We start from the raw sequence: 16,064 nt of genomic DNA, 5'->3' as shown, positions 1-16,064 counted from the left end.
CCTGTCCGTCTGTTCGCGCTGCCGCGCTCTATGTCTGTGGCGCTAGCTGCGTTCGGTCTTGATGATTTCGGTCATGGTCACGCCGAGCTTGTCCTCGACGAGGACGACTTCGCCGCGGGCGACAAGCTTGTTGTTGACGTAGATGTCGATGGCCTCACCGACGCGGCGATCGAGCTCGAGCACGGTGCCGGGTCCGAGCTTCAGGAGCTCGCCGACATCCATCTTGGAGCGGCCGAGCACCGCCGAGACCTGCACCGGCACGTCGAACACGGCCTCGAGGTCTGCGGCGACGCGCGAGGCATATTCGTCCTCGTTGTAGCCGATGTCGGCGCCGGCAGGCGGCAACGGCCCGTTGAGATCGGGCAGCGGGACCTGTCCGTCGTTCTCGCTCATGGCTTAGTTCCCCTTGCGGGACGCAATATAGCGTCCGACCATGTCGTCGATCTTGGCCGCGATGGCGCTGCGCTCCAGCACGACGCCGCCATCGGCCCATTCGATCCGGCAGTCGCCGGTGGCAATTTCAGGCTCGGCCAGGATCACCAGCCGTCCTTCGAAGCCGCTCTGCTTGGCGAGCCGCTCGATCTTCTCGCGGGCGCTGTCGTAGAGCGCGTCGTTGATGCGCACGACCAGATGCGGCGTCGCGACCAGATGCGAGAAGCAGTCCTTGACCAGCGCCATGATCTCGCCGAGCGGCTCGGCGGCGACCAGGTCGGCGCACAGCTTGCGCGCGACCGCGACCGCGACGTCGACGGCCTCGGTCTCCATCTTGGTCTCGATGCTGCCGATGCCGGAGGCGATGCCGCGGATCGAGATGTTGATCTCTTCCATGGCGAGCGCGACGCGGCGGTCGCTTTCGGCCTTGGCTTCGCGCTGACCGGCGGCAAAGCCGTCCTGATAGGCGCGCGCTTCGGCTTCCGCGACCTTCTGCGCGATCTCGGTCGCGGTCGCGGCCTTCTCGCGCGTCCGGTCGGGTGCGGCGAAGTCGGTATCGAACAGGAATTTGGCCGGAGCGCCCATCAATACACCAGTTCGTCGTCAGCGCGGTTCTTGGTCAGCATGATCTCGCCCTTGGCGGCGAGGTCCTTGGCGAGATTGACCAGCAGCGCCTGGGCCTCGTCGACGTCGCGCAGGCGCACCGGGCCCATCGCGGCCATGTCGTCCTGGAGCATCTTGGCGGCGCGCGAGGACATGTTGCCGAAGAAGAAGTTGCGGACATCCTCGTTGGCGCTCTTCAGCGCCACGCCGAGCTTGTCCTTGTCGACGTTGCGCATCAGGGTCTGGGCCGATCCGGAATCGAGCTTCACGAGGTCGTCGAAGGTGAACATCAGCGCCTTGATGCGCTCGGCCGATTCCCGATTCTCTTCTTCGAGCGACGTGATGAAGCGGGTTTCGGTCTGGCGGTCGAAATTGTTGAAGATTTCCGCCATCACCTCGTGGGCGTCGCGACGGCGGGTCTGCGACAGGTTCGACATGAATTCGGTGCGCAGCGTCTTCTCCACGCTCTCGATCACCTCTTTCTGCACCGCCTCCATCTTCAGCATGCGGTTGACGACGTCGAGCGCGAGCTCTTCGGGGAAGATGCCGAGCACGCGCGCGGCATGCTCCGGCTTCAGCTTCGACAGCACCACCGCGATGGTCTGCGGATATTCGTTCTTGAGGTAGTTGGCGAGAACCTCTTCCTGCACGTTGGAGAGCTTCTCCCACATGTTGCGACCGGCGGGGCCGCGGATCTCGTCCATGATGCCGTTGACGCGCTCAGGCGCCAGATATTGCTGGAGCAGCCGCTCGGTGGCGTCGAAATTGCCCATCAGCGCGCCCGAGGCCGACATGCGCGAGACGAATTCGAGCAGCATGTCCTCGACCGTGTCGACCTCGACGGTGCCGAGCGTGGACATTTCCAGCGACAGCTGGCGCACCTCGTCGTCGTCGAGCAGCGACCAGATCTTGCCGCCGTATTGTTCGCCGAGCGCCAGCATCAGGATCGCGGCGCGCTTCGGTCCCGCCACGGTTTCGATCTTGCCGCCGCCTGTGCGGCTGCCGGCACGCTGGCCGAGCGTCGAGATCACGCTGGTGATGTCGCTCGAATTGGCATTTTGCAGGGAAGCGGCCATGTCAGTTCACTCGATCATTTCGTGGGTTCGGTCAGCCACTGGCGGATGATGGCGACGGTTTCGTTGGGGTTGCGCTCGGCGAGTTCGCCGACGCGATGAACGGACTGGGCGTGGACCTGGCCCTGGATGGTGGCGACGTCGATCGCGCTGGCGGCGCCGCTCGGCAGGAGCGACTGACCGGTGGCCGGCGCCGCCTCGTCCGAGGCTGCTGGGCCGGCGAGCACGCCGGAGATGGCGGCGGCGACCTCGTCGGAGGCGAGGATCCGCTTCACCAGCGGGCGGATCACCATGAACATCACGACCAGGCCGAGCAGCATCATCACGCCGAGCTCGACGAAATACATGATGTCGTCCTTGGTGAACTGGAGCATGCCAAGGAAGCCGGAGGGCTCGGCGATCGGGGCGGTGGAGGGAGCGTCGGCGAAGCGCAGGTTGACGACCTCGACCTGGTCGCCGCGCTTCTGGTCGAAGCCGATCGCCGAGCGCACCAGGGTGGCGATGCGGTCGAGCTGCTCCTTGCTGCGGTCGGTGTAGGCGAGCTCGCCCTTCTCGTTCTTGGCGTAGATGCCGTCGACCAGCACTGCGACCGAGATGCGGTTGACCCGGCCGGCCTCGGTCACCTCGGTCTTGGTGGTGCGCGAGATCTCGTAATTGTTGGTCTCTTCGGTCTTCTTGCTCTGGTCCTTCGCCGCCGGGCCGCTGTTTTGCTGCTGGCCGGGAAGCTCGTTGTTGACCGTGACCTGGCCGTTATTGTCGGCGGTCATGCTCTGCTCTTCGCGGGTCTGGGTCGAGCGCAGCACGCGGCCTTCGGGATCGTACTTGTCCGAGGTCTGGGTGATCTTGTTGAAGTCGAAATCGGCGGAGAGCTCGACGCGGGCGCGGCCCGAGCCGACCACGGAGGAGACGATGTCCTCGACCTGCTTGCGCAGCCGCTTTTCGAAGGCGATGCGCCGGTCGTCGCCTGCGGCCTGCTCCGGATCGGTGGCGGCGCCGTCGGCGAGGAGCTGGCCGGCTTCATCGACGATCGACACCCGCTGCGGCTTCAACCCGTTGACGGCGGAAGCGACGAGATGACGGATGGCGCGGATCTGCTGGGCCTCGAGCGAGCCGCGGACCCGCACGACGATCGAGGCCGACGGCTCCGGCGCCTCGCGCGCGAACAACGGGCGCTCCGGCAGCACCAAATGGACGCGGGCAGCCTGAATCCGGTCAATGGCGCGGATGGTGCGGGCGAGCTCGCCCTCCAGTGCGCGCAGATGATTGATGTTCTGGACGAAAGAGGTGGTGCCGAGCGCGTCCGATTTGTCGAAGACCTCGTAGCCGACGCCGCCGCCCTTGGGCAGGCCGCCTTCGGCGAGCTTCATCCGCAGGCGCGTGACCTTGTCCTTGGGCACCATGATGATGGTGCCTTCATTGCGCAGCTCGAACTGGATGCCCTGGCGTTCCAGGTCTTTGATAATGCTGGAAGAATCTTCAACCGAGAGGTCGGTGAACAGCGTCGTCATCTGCGGCGTGGTGACCCGCATGATGACGAAGGCAAAGAAACCGATGAGCGCGGCGGTGACCGCGATCATCGCCCCGAAACGGGCGGCACCGATACCTTTTAAAAAGTCCGCAAGACCTTGCAAGCAACCGCCCCGAGAAATCGATCCGCAATCCAAGAGCGGCCGAGTGGGCAATTATTGCCTAGGTGATGGTTTCGATATGGTTAACGAAGATTAAGAGCTGGGACAAAAGTAGCGCCAAAAGGAAACATGAAAAAAATCGGCCTCGCAGGGCGGGGCCGATTTTCGTCAAAGGCAGCAGATTTCCGGATTGCTTACTGGCGATATTGCTGAATGCGGGTGGTGCGAAGACCCGCCAGACCATGCTGGTCGATGGAAAACTGCCAGGAGAGGAATTCGTCGACCGTCAGGGTATAACGGCTGCAGGCCTCCTCGAGCGAGAGAAGTCCACCGCGGACGGCGGCGACAACTTCGGCCTTGCGGCGGATGACCCAGCGTTTGGTGCCGGGTGCGGGCAGATCTGCAATCGTCAGCGGACTGCCGTCCGGCCCGATGACGTATTTTACCCTCGGGCGATGGGGTTCTGTCATGGCGTACTCACAAACTCTCAACCACTGAACTCACGCCGTAACCCTACGCGGGCCGGCTTAAAAATCCGCTAAGCCTAAGGCTTCAATACAATTCTCGTTGAAACTGGCTGGAACGACGCTGGCCCGGCGGGTTGAATACGCGGATTCAGGCGGCCGAGCGGGGTCTTCGTAAATGCTTTACTAATAAACGAGGCCTGTGGGCTGCTCGCCAAGGCCCGAACTGTCGTCCCGGCAAGGATACGGGACCCATGACCCCAGGGCGAAGTTTGGCGAGAACCCGAGGTTGCGTCCTCGGTTCGAAATGACGTCGGTGATCATGGGTCCTGGCTTCGCCAGGACGGCACCGCTTATGTCGCGGCGGAATCGCCCTTAATTACTGCTGGTCGCGACGATGCTCTTCACCTGGCTCAGCGTGTAGCTGTTGCCGTCGATGGTGAGCAGCGGCGGCGACTGGGTCAGGTCGACGGAACTGACCGTGCCCTGTACCTGCGCGGCGATGCCGACATTGTTGTTCGCGACATCCTTGCCCGTCGCGGTGATCGTGTATTTGCCGTCGGGCCATTGCGTGCCGTCATTGCCCTGGCCGTTCCAGGTGAAGGGAACGTCGCTGGCAGCACCGGCGGTATATTTGCCGGTGAACACCGTCTGGCCGCTGGCATTGGCGACGGAAATGTCGACGGTCGCGTCGGTCGGCACGTTGAGATGCCAGGTCGCCGACGAGTTCGTCATCGTCGCGGTGGTGCCGTCGACCACGGCGGTCTTGCCGACGAAGCCGAGCGCCTGGGTCGCCTGCGTGGTCTGCTGCAAGGTCACGAGCTGCGAGAGCGAGTCGTTGGTCTTGAGCTGCTGCTCGACGCCGGCGAACTGCACCAGCTGCTGGGTGAACTGGTTGGTGTCGAGCGGATCGAGCGGATTCTGGTTCTGCAGCTGCGTGGTCAGCAGCGTCAGGAAGGTCTGAAAATTGCCGGCGAGCGTCGCTCCCGTGGACGAGCCCAGGCTCGAGCTCGACGAGGAGGACGATGACGAGGTCTGTGTCGTGCCGGAGACGACCGCAGGCGCGGTGGCGGAATTCGTGGTGGTCATGTCGAATTACTCCTCACACTCTGATGTCGACGCCGCTGCTCGATCCGAGCATACGGCCATAGCTGCGGCTGACGGGCGCGGCCGCGGCCTGATCATCCTCACTGATGATCAGCCGGCGGGAATTGCTGCCATTGTCGTTGTTGTGCCCGGTGTTCTGCCCCGATGAATTCTGGTCGCGCAGGCTGAAGGAGAGCCCGTTGCTGCCGGTCTTGAGGCCGGCATCGTCGAGCGCGCGCTGCAATTGCGGCGCGTCCTGCCGCAGCATCTGCAGTGTCTCGGGTTTCTCGACGGTGAGATGCGAGGTGACCTGGCCGTTGCGATCGACATTGATGCGGACGTCGATGCGGCCGAGGTCGATCGGATCGAGGCTGATGTCGAAGCGCGTCTTGCCGGAGCGCGCGGCAGCCGCAATCTCGACCGGGATGCCGCTGATCGGCACCGCATTCGGGTTGGCCGCGGTCGCGGTCAGCGTCGCGGTGGATGCGGTGGCCGCCGAGGTCGTGTTGGTCAGCGGCGCCTGCACGGCGTTGGCGGCTTGTGCGCTGGCGTCGGTCGCAGCAGCAACCGCCTGCGTGTCGGCATGGGCGTGCGTGGTCGGCGCGGCCGGAGTGGCATCCGCCTTGCTATCGGTGGCGGCTGGCTTGCCATCGGCAGTCGTCGCGTCAGCCTGCGGCTTGGCGGCCTGCGGATGCGCGGCATTGGCCGCGGTCGTCGCGGTCGCGGGATTTGGCGCGGTGGCCGCAGTCTGCGCGGTCTTGGTCGCGTCCTGGCCGATATTGGAGACGTCGGTCTGGCCTTGCGCGGTTGCCGCCGCCTTGAACGAGGTCTTCGGCGTGCCCTGATCGACCGCGGTGAGCTGCGCGGCAGTGGCCGTGGCATCGGTCGCGGTGGCGTCGGTCGCATCGCTGGCCGCATCGGTGAGCGCGGCCTTTGCGTCGGTGGTCTTGGCGTCGCCGGTCTTGGTGGTCTTGCCGGTCGCATCCGTCTTGGTGCCGGCGATCTGCGCGGCGGTGGAGGCGCTGGCGGCGATGCCGGCGGCGGCGATCGTCAGCGGGGAGGAGGGGGTATCGGCGGCCTGGTTGGTCGCGGCGTTCGGGTCGACAGGCACTACGGGCGCGGCAACGGGAACGGCATTCGGATCCACCACCGCCGGCGTCGCGGTTTGCGCGGCGGCAGAGGCATCCACCGCGGCGGCGAGGCCGTCGGTGCTGTCGGTCTTGTCGTCCTTGGTGTCCTCGGACTTGTCGCCGGATTTGCTGGCGGAGGCGTCAGCCTTGTCCTTGGTCTTGGCGGGCGCCTTGGTCGGACCCGACGGCGTATCGCTGGAGACTTGCGTCGAGGAATCGGTGTTGTCGTTCGCCTTGCTCTGCGAGGATTGGTCCGTCGAAGAGCTGTCGCGCGTGCTCTTGTCGGGCGACGAGGACGACGATGAATCGCTCCGCCGCGGTGCAGGGTCCTGGGCCGAGGGTGGAGCGCTGTTGCTGATGGCCTGGGTGTTGCTGTCGACCAGCGAACCGAAGGAGTCACTCGGCGTGGTGTCCTTGGTGCTCTGCGACCGGGCAGGCTTCTGCTGCGCGCTGGACACCTGCGCGCTTGCCGCTACGTCTGACGTGACACCAACCACAGGCGACCCCTTGAAAACATCTTCCGGCCAGAAGGTCAGCAAGGAGCGGGCCAGTTCCGTGTATCGTTATTTTATACAGTAAAATCAGTAGCTTGAAGATTGAGCGTCACTGCCATCGGCCCCCTCAAAGCCCCGGCATTTCTGCCGCCCCGGCAAGAATTGCCCCAAGCTTGGGGCGGGCGCGATTGCTTCACCGGAATGCCGCCTATATTAAAGGGTGCTCCCAGCCGCTTCGACCGGGCCAGCCAGTGCCCCCGAGGGAACTCAGGTTCCCGGGGACCGCTGACGTCCCGGCTCAAGGCAACAGGAATCGTGGATCATCGCCGTCACGTCAGCTTAGGCCCATGCTCAACAGTCTGGATCTCGAAGGTCGTCCTGAGGATACCAGGGTCGTCGTTGCCATGTCGGGCGGCGTCGACTCCTCGACGACGGCTGCGCTGTTGAAGGCCGAGGGCTACGACGTCGTCGGCATCACGCTCCAGCTCTACGATCATGGCGCGGCCACCCACCGCAAGGGCGCCTGCTGCGCCGGCCAGGATATCCACGACGCCCGCGACGTCGCGGCCAAGCTCGGCATTCCCCATTACGTGCTCGATTACGAGGACCGCTTTCGCGAGTCCGTCATCGACAACTTTGCCGACTCTTACGCGCTCGGCGAGACGCCGGTCCCCTGCATCGAGTGCAACCGCAGTGTCAAATTCCGTGACCTCCTGAAGACCGCGCGTGAACTCGGCGCGCAGGCACTAGCGACCGGCCATTACGTCGCCTCGCGCCGCCGCGACGACGGTTCTCGCGCGTTGGTCTGCGCTGCCGACAGCGACCGCGACCAGAGCTACTTCCTGTTCGCGACGACGCAGCAGCAGCTCGACTTCCTGCGCTTCCCGCTCGGCGACATGACCAAGCCCGAGACGCGCGAGCTCGCGCGCCGCTTCGGTCTCTCGGTCGCCGACAAGCACGACAGCCAGGACATCTGCTTCGTGCCCACCGGCCGTTACACCGACATCATCACCCGGCTCCGTCCAAACGCGATGGACCCCGGCGACATCGTCGATCTCGACGGCCGCGTGCTCGGCCAGCATCACGGCATCGCCAACTTCACCGTCGGCCAGCGCCGCGGCCTCGGCATCGCCGCCAGCGCGCCGCTGTTCGTGGTGCGACTCGATGCCGCCAACCGCCGCGTCGTCGTCGGCCCGCGCGAGGCGCTGAAGATGCATCGCATCGCCTTGCGCGACGTCAACTGGATCGGCGGCGGCGACATCGATCGCGCGATTGGTGCTGGTCTGGAGTTGTTCGTCCGCGTGCGCTCGACCCGCGCGCCGCAGCCGGCCTGGCTGCGCGGTGCGAACGGTCAATACGAGGTCGAGCTCGTCGCCGGCGAAGAGGGCGTCTCGCCGGGCCAGGCTTGTGTGTTCTACGACGCGCCCGCGGGGCAGGCGCGCGTGCTTGGCGGCGGCTTCATCCAAAGCGCTGCCGCGAAGGTCGCGACGAGCACGGCGAGGCCGCTGGTGGAAGCGGTCCGCGGCTAGATAATTTCCGGGGCAGGGGGCATGGCAGCAGACATCTCGCGGGCCGGGGTCGAAAAGGCCTATGGCCGCTGGGCGCCGGTCTACGATCTCGTGTTCGGCAAGGTGTTCGATGCCGGAAGGCAGTCGACCATCGCGGAGGCCGACCGCATCGGCGGCCGTATCCTCGACGTCGGTGTTGGCACCGGACTGTCGCTGTCGGATTATTCGCGCACCACAAGAATCTGCGGCGTCGACATTTCCGAGCCGATGCTGCGCAAGGCGCAACAACGCGTGCGAACCCTGCGCCTCTCCAATGTCGAAGTGCTCTCGGTGATGGACGCGAAGAACCTCGCGTTCCCCGATGGTGCTTTCGATGCGGTGGTCGCGCAATATGTCATCACGGCGGTGCCCGACCCCGAGGGCACGCTCGACGAGTTCGTGCGCGTGCTCAAGCCCGGGGGTGAGCTGATCCTGGTCAACCACATCGGCGCCGAGAGCGGCCCGCGCAAGCTGTTCGAACTGGCCTTCGCGCCGATCGCCCGCCGCCTCGGCTGGCGCCCGGAATTCCCGTGGGACCGCCTCGTCAACTGGGCCGCCAAACACGGCGGTGTCACCCTCGCCGAACGCCGCCCCATGCCGCCGATGGGCCATTTCTCGCTGATCCGCTACCACAAATCGTAATGTTCAGCGGAGGGAACAGGGCGTGCGCTTCGCGCGTTTCCCTCCCATGCGCACGACATCAAACCTCATTCTTGCGGGCCTTGTGATCGTCGCCTCCGGCGCCGCGATCGCGCAGGCCCCGCCCGCCCCGGCGACGCCGCTGCAACAGACCGCGCCGCCATCCCTTCAGCACACGGCCGATTGTACGCCGCAGGACCGCCCGAACCGCGCCACCGCACCCGACGGCACGACGACCGGCCAGTCGCGGGAACCGCTCGGCGACAAGCTCGCCAAATCCGACGGCGTGCTCTGCCCGCCCGCCGGCGTCGACCCCGACATGCACGCCCCCGCGCCGAGCACGGGCGGCAGCATGCCCGTCATCCCGCCCCCCGGCAGCCCCGGCGGCGACCCCACGATCAAGCCGAAATAAGCTAGTTTCGGCAGTTCTTCCTTCGCCGCTTCCCCGCTTGCGGGGAGAGGCCGGAATCCGCGCAAAGGCGCGGATTCCGGGTGAGGGCGACTTCCCGCGAGCCTGCCGCGAGCCTGATGCACAACGCGGCCGATTCTGGCGTCAAAATCAGCCCCACTTTGCTTGACTTCCCGCCGCCCCCTTCCTTATATGCCGCGCGTTCGCGAGATCGGCCTTAGCTGCCGTTCGCGACCCTGTGGCGGGGTAGCTCAGCTGGTTAGAGCACGGGAATCATAATCCTGGGGTCGGGGGTTCGAGTCCCTCTCCCGCTACCAACGTTCCCCCCGACATAGCCATGTTCGGAAACAGGACCGGATTGTCGCAGAGCGCGGCGAGACGCCCTTTGATGTCGATCCGCACACTCCGATCATCCTCGGCACTGGCTTTGGTCCCTGTGCCGCCCGGTCGGCTAGGGCTGGCATGCACGATAATCGCTGTGACCAACTCGCGGATGGTCGCAAACTCGCGCGGGGCGCCGCGCTTCAGCTCGTCGGCCAACTCCATCACGGCGCGCTTGTATCGGTCCAGCGCCTTCGGGTGCAGGGCGACCACGTTATCACTCCCCTTGGCGCTTTCGAGCCCGGCCATGACCTTGGTCTTCTCGGCTTCAAGCTCCTGCATCCGGGTGACGAATTGCTCTGGCGGCATGCCGGCGACCACGATGCAGTCAACAATCCGCTTCATCTCGCGTCCGATCTCGCCGAGACGCCGTTCCAGCCGAGCGCGTTCCGTGGTTGCCTCTTTCTTGAGGCGCATGCGTTCGGCGTTATAGACGTCGACATACTCGGTGATCATCGCGGGATGCGCGAGATGCTGACACAATCCCTTGACTGCGAGCGCCTCGATGTCGTCGAGGTAAACGCGGCGGCTGTTCTCGCATGAACCGCTTTCACGGTACGCCGAGCATTGTAACCGCGCACCCTTGCGATCACGGCCGATCGAAGACATACCCCCACCGCACGAGCCGCATCTGATCAGCCCAGAGAAAACCCGCTTCGGCGCGCGCGCTTTTTGTGCCGTTGCCGGTGTTGCGTCGCGTCGGCGCTCGATCTTGATAACCTGCGCCGTCTTGAATGTGGTGTTGTCGATGATGCGCAAGTGCGGCACCTCGACGATCTTGTACTGCTCCTTCGGGTTGGGGCGCGAAAGGCGCTTGCCGGACCTCGGGTCCTTCACCATCCGGACCTTATTCCAGACGATGCGACCGGCGTAGAGATCGTTCAAGATCATGCCGCTGCCGCGCGCGACGTGACCATTGATGGTCGAACCGTTCCAGAGCTTGCCGCGGGGCGGGCGCACGCCGCGCTTATTGAGGTCGTGCGCGATTTGGCGAGGCGTCATGCCGGCGACGTAGTCGGCGAAAATCTGGCAAACAATCTCGGCCTCTTCTTCGACGATCTCCAACTCGCCGGGCTTGTCCTTCACAGCGCGGTAGCCGTACGCGCGCCCGCCAGCATGTCTGCCGTCGCGCAAGACACCTTCAAGACCGCGCCGAGTATGCACTCGCAGGTTTTCAATGAACTGCTCGCTCATCAACGCCCGTAGGGCACCGTCAATCGTGCCAACCCTGCCAGAAGCGGTGTGCAGAGTGATACCGAGAAAGTCGAGACGTTTACGAATGTTATGATAGTCCGCCTGATCGCGGAAGATACGATCCATATCTTCGGCGACGATGACGTCAAACAACCTGCTCTCGGCGGCTTGCATCAGGGCCTGAAAGCCCGGGCGGTTAACAGCAGACGAGCCGGAAACCGCGCGGTCTTCAAACGCCGAGATCACCGCCATGCCCTCGCGCGCGCATAGATCGCGGCATAAGGCAATTTGATCGTCGATACTACGATCTTTCTGCCGGTCCGAAGAAAAGCGGGCGTAGACCGAAGCGCGGATCATTGTCTCTCGCTCGTCGCAGGGATGGATGCTTGGCGGGCTGCGATCTCGGCCTCATGATCCTCGCGCGCGTGGCGTTTGGCAAGCTCCCGCACATAGCGAAGAATGGCCTCGTCGGAATTATTTGGCGGTATTATTTGATTCTGGATTTCGTGAGGCGCCATGGCCTGTGCTCGCAATGAGGCTTCAGGCGTCACCGGCTCACGATGATGGTCGTGCCCCTGCTTCACTTGGAACTTTCGCACAGGACGCGGCTGAAGATTGCGCGATCTGACATCCACACTCGTTGATTGGCCCTTTGAGGCGCTGGGCGTTCGTTGCGCGGCTACATCGAGCTGCGCAAACAGCATCTGTGCGGGCTTGTTCTGCGCCGTAAATTGACGCAGCATTGCAGTCCCGAGAAGGAAAACCGGCGGTCAATTTTCGTGCTGCCGAATAGCGCTTCGGTGTGCCAGCCCGCATGATCAAGGACAGACCGGCCAAAAGCGAAGAGGAAGTGCGCGACGAGCAATTCGCGCGGCTTTTATCGACTATGAACGCGGCCGATCCCTTCGATCGATATGGGTTGGAGCCTGCTCTCAAGCAGATCGAAGCGCGCTGGGCGGCAGCGCAGAGGAAAAAGCCAGATCGCAAGTTGGTGCATCAATATCGTGCGGCAATCGCCAAAGTGCTCGCGCTTTCCAAGAAGATCGGACCGGATTTCTTTGATAACGAGATCGAGAAGGCAAGATGGGCGCGGCTTAACCCTGATGCTGACGACGGAAAATTGCATGACCTGATGGACCAACACGGTCGAACAGGTGCTGAAGTTGATCGGGCGCTCGCGGCACGGGGGGAAGATATCGATCATTGGTTCAAGATCACCCTCGAAGATTACCGGAAACGGGACGTGCGCACAGAGATTGTGGAGCCGTTTCTGAAGCTGATGGTCGGACGCGAGATCGAAGCTGATCGTAAAGAGCTATTTGGTACGCTGTTTGATTGGATCGGACTTGAAAAGAGATTTCGACCGACCGATGCGTCCATCAATAACATTGCTCGGAAGATAGCGGCCCGGGCTGGCTCTTCCGATCAAGGCGCTACGCAGCGATCGGAAAATTGATCGCCGCTTTTCCTGTTCTTCCGCGAAGCTCGACCTCAGAATGAAAAGAACCCCACCGTATCAGCGGCAGGGTTCTTTCGAAACTGGGGTTGCATCCCAGTCTTGGCTTGGTCACGATTTGCATGACAATAATGCCACGGCTGTAGCGACCTCGCAAGAGTGGAGGTCTTCTGATGGAAATGGTCACTGCGCCCATGGACAAGCTGCGCGTGCTGCGGTTCAACTCCTCGGTGTATCTGCTCAGCTCAATTGCGAATTAGTCTGAGCGGGCCATGGACAAGACTGGATGGCGCGCCGAATTTATCCGCGCAAAAAACGGCGTCCTTAAACCTTTGTTTGCCAACGCAGTGATTGCGCTGCGTGGCGCTCAGTGCTGGCAAGGTGTGCTGGCATTTGACGTGTTCGCGCATCAGACCATGTTGAACGACGTTCCGCCGTGGGAGCCGTGGATTGGCGCTGCCAACTTCGAACCGCGTCCGTGGACGGAGCAGGACGATCTGGCGTTGACGCATTGGTTGCAGACAGTGGAAGCCATCGCGGTAACGCCTGCGGTCGCTGCGCAGGCCGTCGAGCTGGTGGCTCGCGACCGCAGCTATCACCCGGTGCGAGATTATCTCAATAGTCTTGAGCATGACGGCGTGTTCCGGCTCGATACAATGCTCTCGACCTATTTCGGTGCCGAGCAGTCGGAATATACCAAGATGGTCGGCCGCAACGTGATGATCAGCGCCATCGCTCGCATTCTCGGCTATAGCGAGAAGGTCGATACGATGATGATCCTCGAAGGTCCGCAGGGCCTTCTGAAATCGACGGCCGTCAAGGTGCTGTTCTATCCGTGGTTCACCGACGACATCGAACAATTCGGCAGCAAGGACGCAAGCATGCAGTGTGCCGGTGTCTGGTGCATCGAGATCGGCGAGTTGGACGCCATGAGCAAGACGGAGGCGTCGCGCATCAAGGCATTCATCTCGCGCACTGATGATCGCTTCCGGCCGCCCTATGGTCGCCGCATCATCGAACGGCCGCGCAGTTGCATCTTCATCGGGACCACCAACTGCAACGACTATCTGAAGGACTGGACCGGCGCCCGCCGGTTTCTGCCGGTCAGCGTGACGCAGGTCGATATCGAAGGCTTGCAGCGTGATCGTGACATGCTGTGGGCTGAGGCGCGCATTCTCTATGAGGCTGGTGTGGCTTGGTGGTTTACCGACACCGAGACTGGGAAGGCCGCTGCCGCAAAGGCGGAGCAGGAACAGGAGGCCCGCTATCAGGCCGAAGCATGGGAGCCGCTGATTGCCGACTATCTCGACAGCCGCCTGCACCGGCCGCCGGCCCACCCCGCCTACCGGGTTGTGATTGAGCACGTGTTCAAGAACGCCATCGGCCTCGACGAAGTGAATTGGGATCAGGCCGCGATGAACCGGGTCGCCCGCTGCTTGAAACGGCTCGGCTGGACGCGGAAGCAGGTCACGATCGAGACCACGGTGCAGGGCAAGCCGCAGGACAAGCGCGTGTGGATGTACGTGCGCGCGCCGACGGAGGACGAACTGGTGCAGGATGCCCGCCAAGAGGAGATTGATGGGCGCAAGAAAGCCGCCGAGACTGAGCCGGGCAGCAATGTCACCACTCTCAAGCAGCCTGCACCAGTCGTCGCCGACACAGCGGTGATGCAGGAGACCGCTGTGCCGCAGGGGTAATCACCACTGCACCAGTATCACCAGTAAGTCTCTTAAGAGAGAATAGGAATAACGGTTTCTATAGGAGTTTAGGAGAAAGCCGAAAGACCGATGCAAGGTGGTGCAGTGGTGCACCGGCTGCGCTGGCGGCTTCCTCGTCAGGGTCCTTCCGTTCGCCCGGCCCATGCGGGTGGCGCGAAGCCGCGGCGGGTCGCCACGGCTAGAAATTTAAACCCGGGGTTGCCATTGACCCGTCCCATAAATGCCTAAGATAGGAGGCGGCGATCTGATGGCAGATGATCCGAGAGCGCTCGCGGCCGAGCTGGACCGGTTTGCCGACCGGTTACGCCGACTTGAGCGTGCAGATGACGTGATCGATAGCATTTCCAACGGGGGGCTACTGACCGTCCCGCAGGCGGCGGCCGTTTGCGAAATCAGTGATCAGACGTGCTATCGATGGATCGCTGATGCCGAACGCCGGGGCGGCTCGCTCGGCTTGAAGCGGGCGACGTGGCTGATCGGCACCGAGCGGCTGCTCGACTATATCGAAAAGTATCAGGGTGGGTTGCCTGCCCGCGTGAAGGCCAAGAACCGGCTGCGGGAATTGTGGCCGATCTGGTCGGAGCCGCAGGACTGAACCAAAGCGACAGGGGTCCGGCACAGCCGCCTTAAGACAGCTTATGGAGGGCAAGCGGACGCGCGATTGGAGAGGCCCCATGGTGCGGCTATTGACACCTTGGGCCGTCCAAGTCAGCGACTAGTCTGATGTCTTCTGGTCGGGGCGATTAGGAAGTGGCCGCACGTCTGGCCTTCTGCTGGAGCCGCATTCGCCACCTTTGGCGAGGGCCCACGTCACCGCTCTCGGGTTGAACTGCCGTTGCAAGCAGCTATAATAGAACTTTAAGTTGATGTGTGGGGATGCAGTATGTGGGCAACGATCATTATTGCAGTCGTCAAAGCCGCTGCCGAGTTCTATGAAAAAGAACAAGACATCCAATGGAAAAATTCGGTCTCGGGTAAACTCAACGAGATTATTTCGAAATTGGCAGAAATCGATGCTTTCTTGCATTTAATTCCGGGAATTTTCGTCACGTTGTTGGACGCAGAGCAACGGAAGATTTGGGCAACGCAGATTCGGAGCGCCGTCGAAGATGCAAACGACCTAATGGCAACGTCGCCTCGCGGGCCGCGCTCAGACAGTGAAAGAAGACGCTGGGAAACGCATTTCGACCATATAAAAACTTTGGTCGAGGACAACATGGATTTTGAAAATTGGGGATTCGAACAATTTGCAATTGTGGCAGTAGGTATTTCCGCGGCGGCGGGTCTTGCGAAGTTCAACCACAACAAAAAGCTTTTTAAGGATTTCGTGAAGACCGCGATCGAGTACTACGCAAGTGCCATCGATCCCAAAACCAAGGCATCTTTTGCAAATGCGCTAGAGACGCTTACGGCTGATCAGAACGCTTTAGTCGCCGATATCAGCCCTCTTTTCGAGCGAGTCTGGTACAGCGGCATAGGTGACGCAATTGATCCTCCTTCTGGGCATGGTCATACGACCAAATTCATTCAACACTATCTGTGCCACGGAAGTATTCAGACAGGTGTAACGGGAGTTGATCATTCAACAGCCTCGCGCGCTGGAGATTTTATGCCGGGCACAGCGGGCCCGGATGCGGAAGAGCAAGGCATTAGGCTACTCAACAACTCTGCTCAGACGTTTGCCTCCCGCAACAAGCAAATCGAGTCGGCACGTAATTGTATCGAGGTTTGCACTTCTATCATCGCCACGTTGCGGACGATGTGACCCTATTCGCGGATCTGGTCGCCTGATTTGAAACGTGGTCCTAAG

At 62.6% G+C, this 16,064-nt stretch carries 16 protein-coding genes, 1 tRNA gene and 1 pseudogene; 9 read left to right on the top strand and 9 right to left on the bottom strand.

Annotation, left to right across the window (positions count from 1 at the left end):
• Nucleotides 1-42: 42 nt before the first annotated feature.
• The 7 genes from fliN to JQ631_RS24065 form a co-directional block, all read right to left on the bottom strand.
• A complete protein-coding gene (gene fliN, locus JQ631_RS24095) occupies nt 43-393 on the bottom strand; it encodes a flagellar motor switch protein FliN (protein WP_212330053.1) in 351 nt (116 codons plus the stop codon).
• Nucleotides 394-396: 3 nt separating this feature from the next.
• A complete protein-coding gene (locus JQ631_RS24090; protein WP_212330051.1) occupies nt 397-1,017 on the bottom strand; it encodes a FliH/SctL family protein in 621 nt (206 codons plus the stop codon).
• On the bottom strand, nt 1,017-2,111 hold the full coding sequence (gene fliG / locus JQ631_RS24085) for a flagellar motor switch protein FliG (protein WP_212330049.1): 1,095 nt from the start codon (nt 2,109-2,111) through the stop codon (nt 1,017-1,019). Before fliG ends, JQ631_RS24090 begins: the two co-directional genes overlap by 1 nt.
• Nucleotides 2,112-2,125: 14 nt before the next feature.
• Nucleotides 2,126-3,739, bottom strand: a complete 1,614-nt coding sequence (gene fliF / locus JQ631_RS24080; protein WP_212330047.1) for a flagellar basal-body MS-ring/collar protein FliF — start codon at nt 3,737-3,739, stop codon at nt 2,126-2,128.
• A gap of 191 nt (nt 3,740-3,930) precedes the next feature.
• Nucleotides 3,931-4,206, bottom strand: coding sequence for a CtrA inhibitor SciP (gene sciP / locus JQ631_RS24075; protein ID WP_002714638.1), 276 nt, complete (start codon nt 4,204-4,206; stop codon nt 3,931-3,933).
• A gap of 369 nt (nt 4,207-4,575) precedes the next feature.
• On the bottom strand, nt 4,576-5,289 hold the full coding sequence (locus tag JQ631_RS24070; protein WP_212330044.1) for a flagellar hook assembly protein FlgD: 714 nt from the start codon (nt 5,287-5,289) through the stop codon (nt 4,576-4,578).
• A 13-nt stretch (nt 5,290-5,302) separates the two neighbouring features.
• Nucleotides 5,303-6,913, bottom strand: a complete 1,611-nt coding sequence (locus JQ631_RS24065) for a flagellar hook-length control protein FliK (RefSeq protein ID WP_212330042.1) — start codon at nt 6,911-6,913, stop codon at nt 5,303-5,305.
• Between the two features lie 344 nt (nt 6,914-7,257).
• Here JQ631_RS24065 and mnmA point away from each other — a divergent pair, with 344 nt between their 5' ends.
• The 5 genes from mnmA to JQ631_RS32365 all read left to right on the top strand — a co-directional run bounded on the left by mnmA (nt 7,258) and on the right by JQ631_RS32365 (nt 10,429).
• Entirely contained in the window at nt 7,258-8,439 is a 1,182-nt protein-coding gene (gene mnmA, locus JQ631_RS24060; protein ID WP_212330040.1) for a tRNA 2-thiouridine(34) synthase MnmA, read from the top strand.
• 21 nt (nt 8,440-8,460) lie between these two features.
• The gene (locus JQ631_RS24055) at nt 8,461-9,099 is read left to right on the top strand and encodes a class I SAM-dependent methyltransferase (RefSeq protein WP_212330038.1); all 639 of its coding nucleotides are present in this window, start codon (nt 8,461-8,463) and stop codon (nt 9,097-9,099) included.
• A gap of 46 nt (nt 9,100-9,145) precedes the next feature.
• Complete coding sequence (locus JQ631_RS24050) at nt 9,146-9,508, top strand: hypothetical protein (RefSeq protein WP_212330036.1); 363 nt, start codon at nt 9,146-9,148, stop codon at nt 9,506-9,508.
• Nucleotides 9,509-9,745: 237 nt separating this feature from the next.
• Nucleotides 9,746-9,822: transfer RNA gene (locus JQ631_RS24045), tRNA-Met, on the top strand.
• Nucleotides 9,823-9,967: 145 nt separating this feature from the next.
• A complete protein-coding gene (locus JQ631_RS32365; protein WP_249160898.1) occupies nt 9,968-10,429 on the top strand; it encodes a hypothetical protein in 462 nt (153 codons plus the stop codon).
• A gap of 3 nt (nt 10,430-10,432) precedes the next feature.
• On the opposite strand, the pseudogene JQ631_RS32360 reads toward JQ631_RS32365, so the two are convergent.
• Nucleotides 10,433-11,437 (bottom strand): annotated as a pseudogene (locus JQ631_RS32360) (recombinase family protein); the annotation flags it as partial.
• Entirely contained in the window at nt 11,434-11,823 is a 390-nt protein-coding gene (locus JQ631_RS24035; RefSeq protein ID WP_212330034.1) for a hypothetical protein, read from the bottom strand. The gene JQ631_RS24035 and the pseudogene JQ631_RS32360, both read right to left, overlap by 4 nt.
• A 71-nt stretch (nt 11,824-11,894) precedes the next feature.
• Between JQ631_RS24035 and JQ631_RS24030 the strand changes: the two genes are divergently transcribed.
• The 4 genes from JQ631_RS24030 (at nt 11,895) to JQ631_RS24015 (ending at nt 16,019) form a co-directional block, all read left to right on the top strand.
• Nucleotides 11,895-12,536, top strand: coding sequence for a hypothetical protein (locus tag JQ631_RS24030; RefSeq protein WP_212330032.1), 642 nt, complete (start codon nt 11,895-11,897; stop codon nt 12,534-12,536).
• A 272-nt stretch (nt 12,537-12,808) separates the two neighbouring features.
• Complete coding sequence (locus tag JQ631_RS24025; protein ID WP_212330023.1) at nt 12,809-14,233, top strand: virulence-associated E family protein; 1,425 nt, start codon at nt 12,809-12,811, stop codon at nt 14,231-14,233.
• Nucleotides 14,234-14,501: 268 nt separating this feature from the next.
• The gene (locus JQ631_RS24020; RefSeq protein ID WP_212330020.1) at nt 14,502-14,849 is read left to right on the top strand and encodes a hypothetical protein; all 348 of its coding nucleotides are present in this window, start codon (nt 14,502-14,504) and stop codon (nt 14,847-14,849) included.
• A gap of 288 nt (nt 14,850-15,137) precedes the next feature.
• A complete protein-coding gene (locus JQ631_RS24015) occupies nt 15,138-16,019 on the top strand; it encodes a hypothetical protein (protein ID WP_212330018.1) in 882 nt (293 codons plus the stop codon).
• The last annotated feature ends 45 nt before the right edge of the window (nt 16,020-16,064 follow it).

This window comes from Bradyrhizobium manausense, assembly GCF_018131105.1.
GTDB lineage: Bacteria > Pseudomonadota > Alphaproteobacteria > Rhizobiales > Xanthobacteraceae > Bradyrhizobium > Bradyrhizobium manausense_B.
This window is presented reverse-complemented; position numbering and strand designations above follow the sequence as displayed.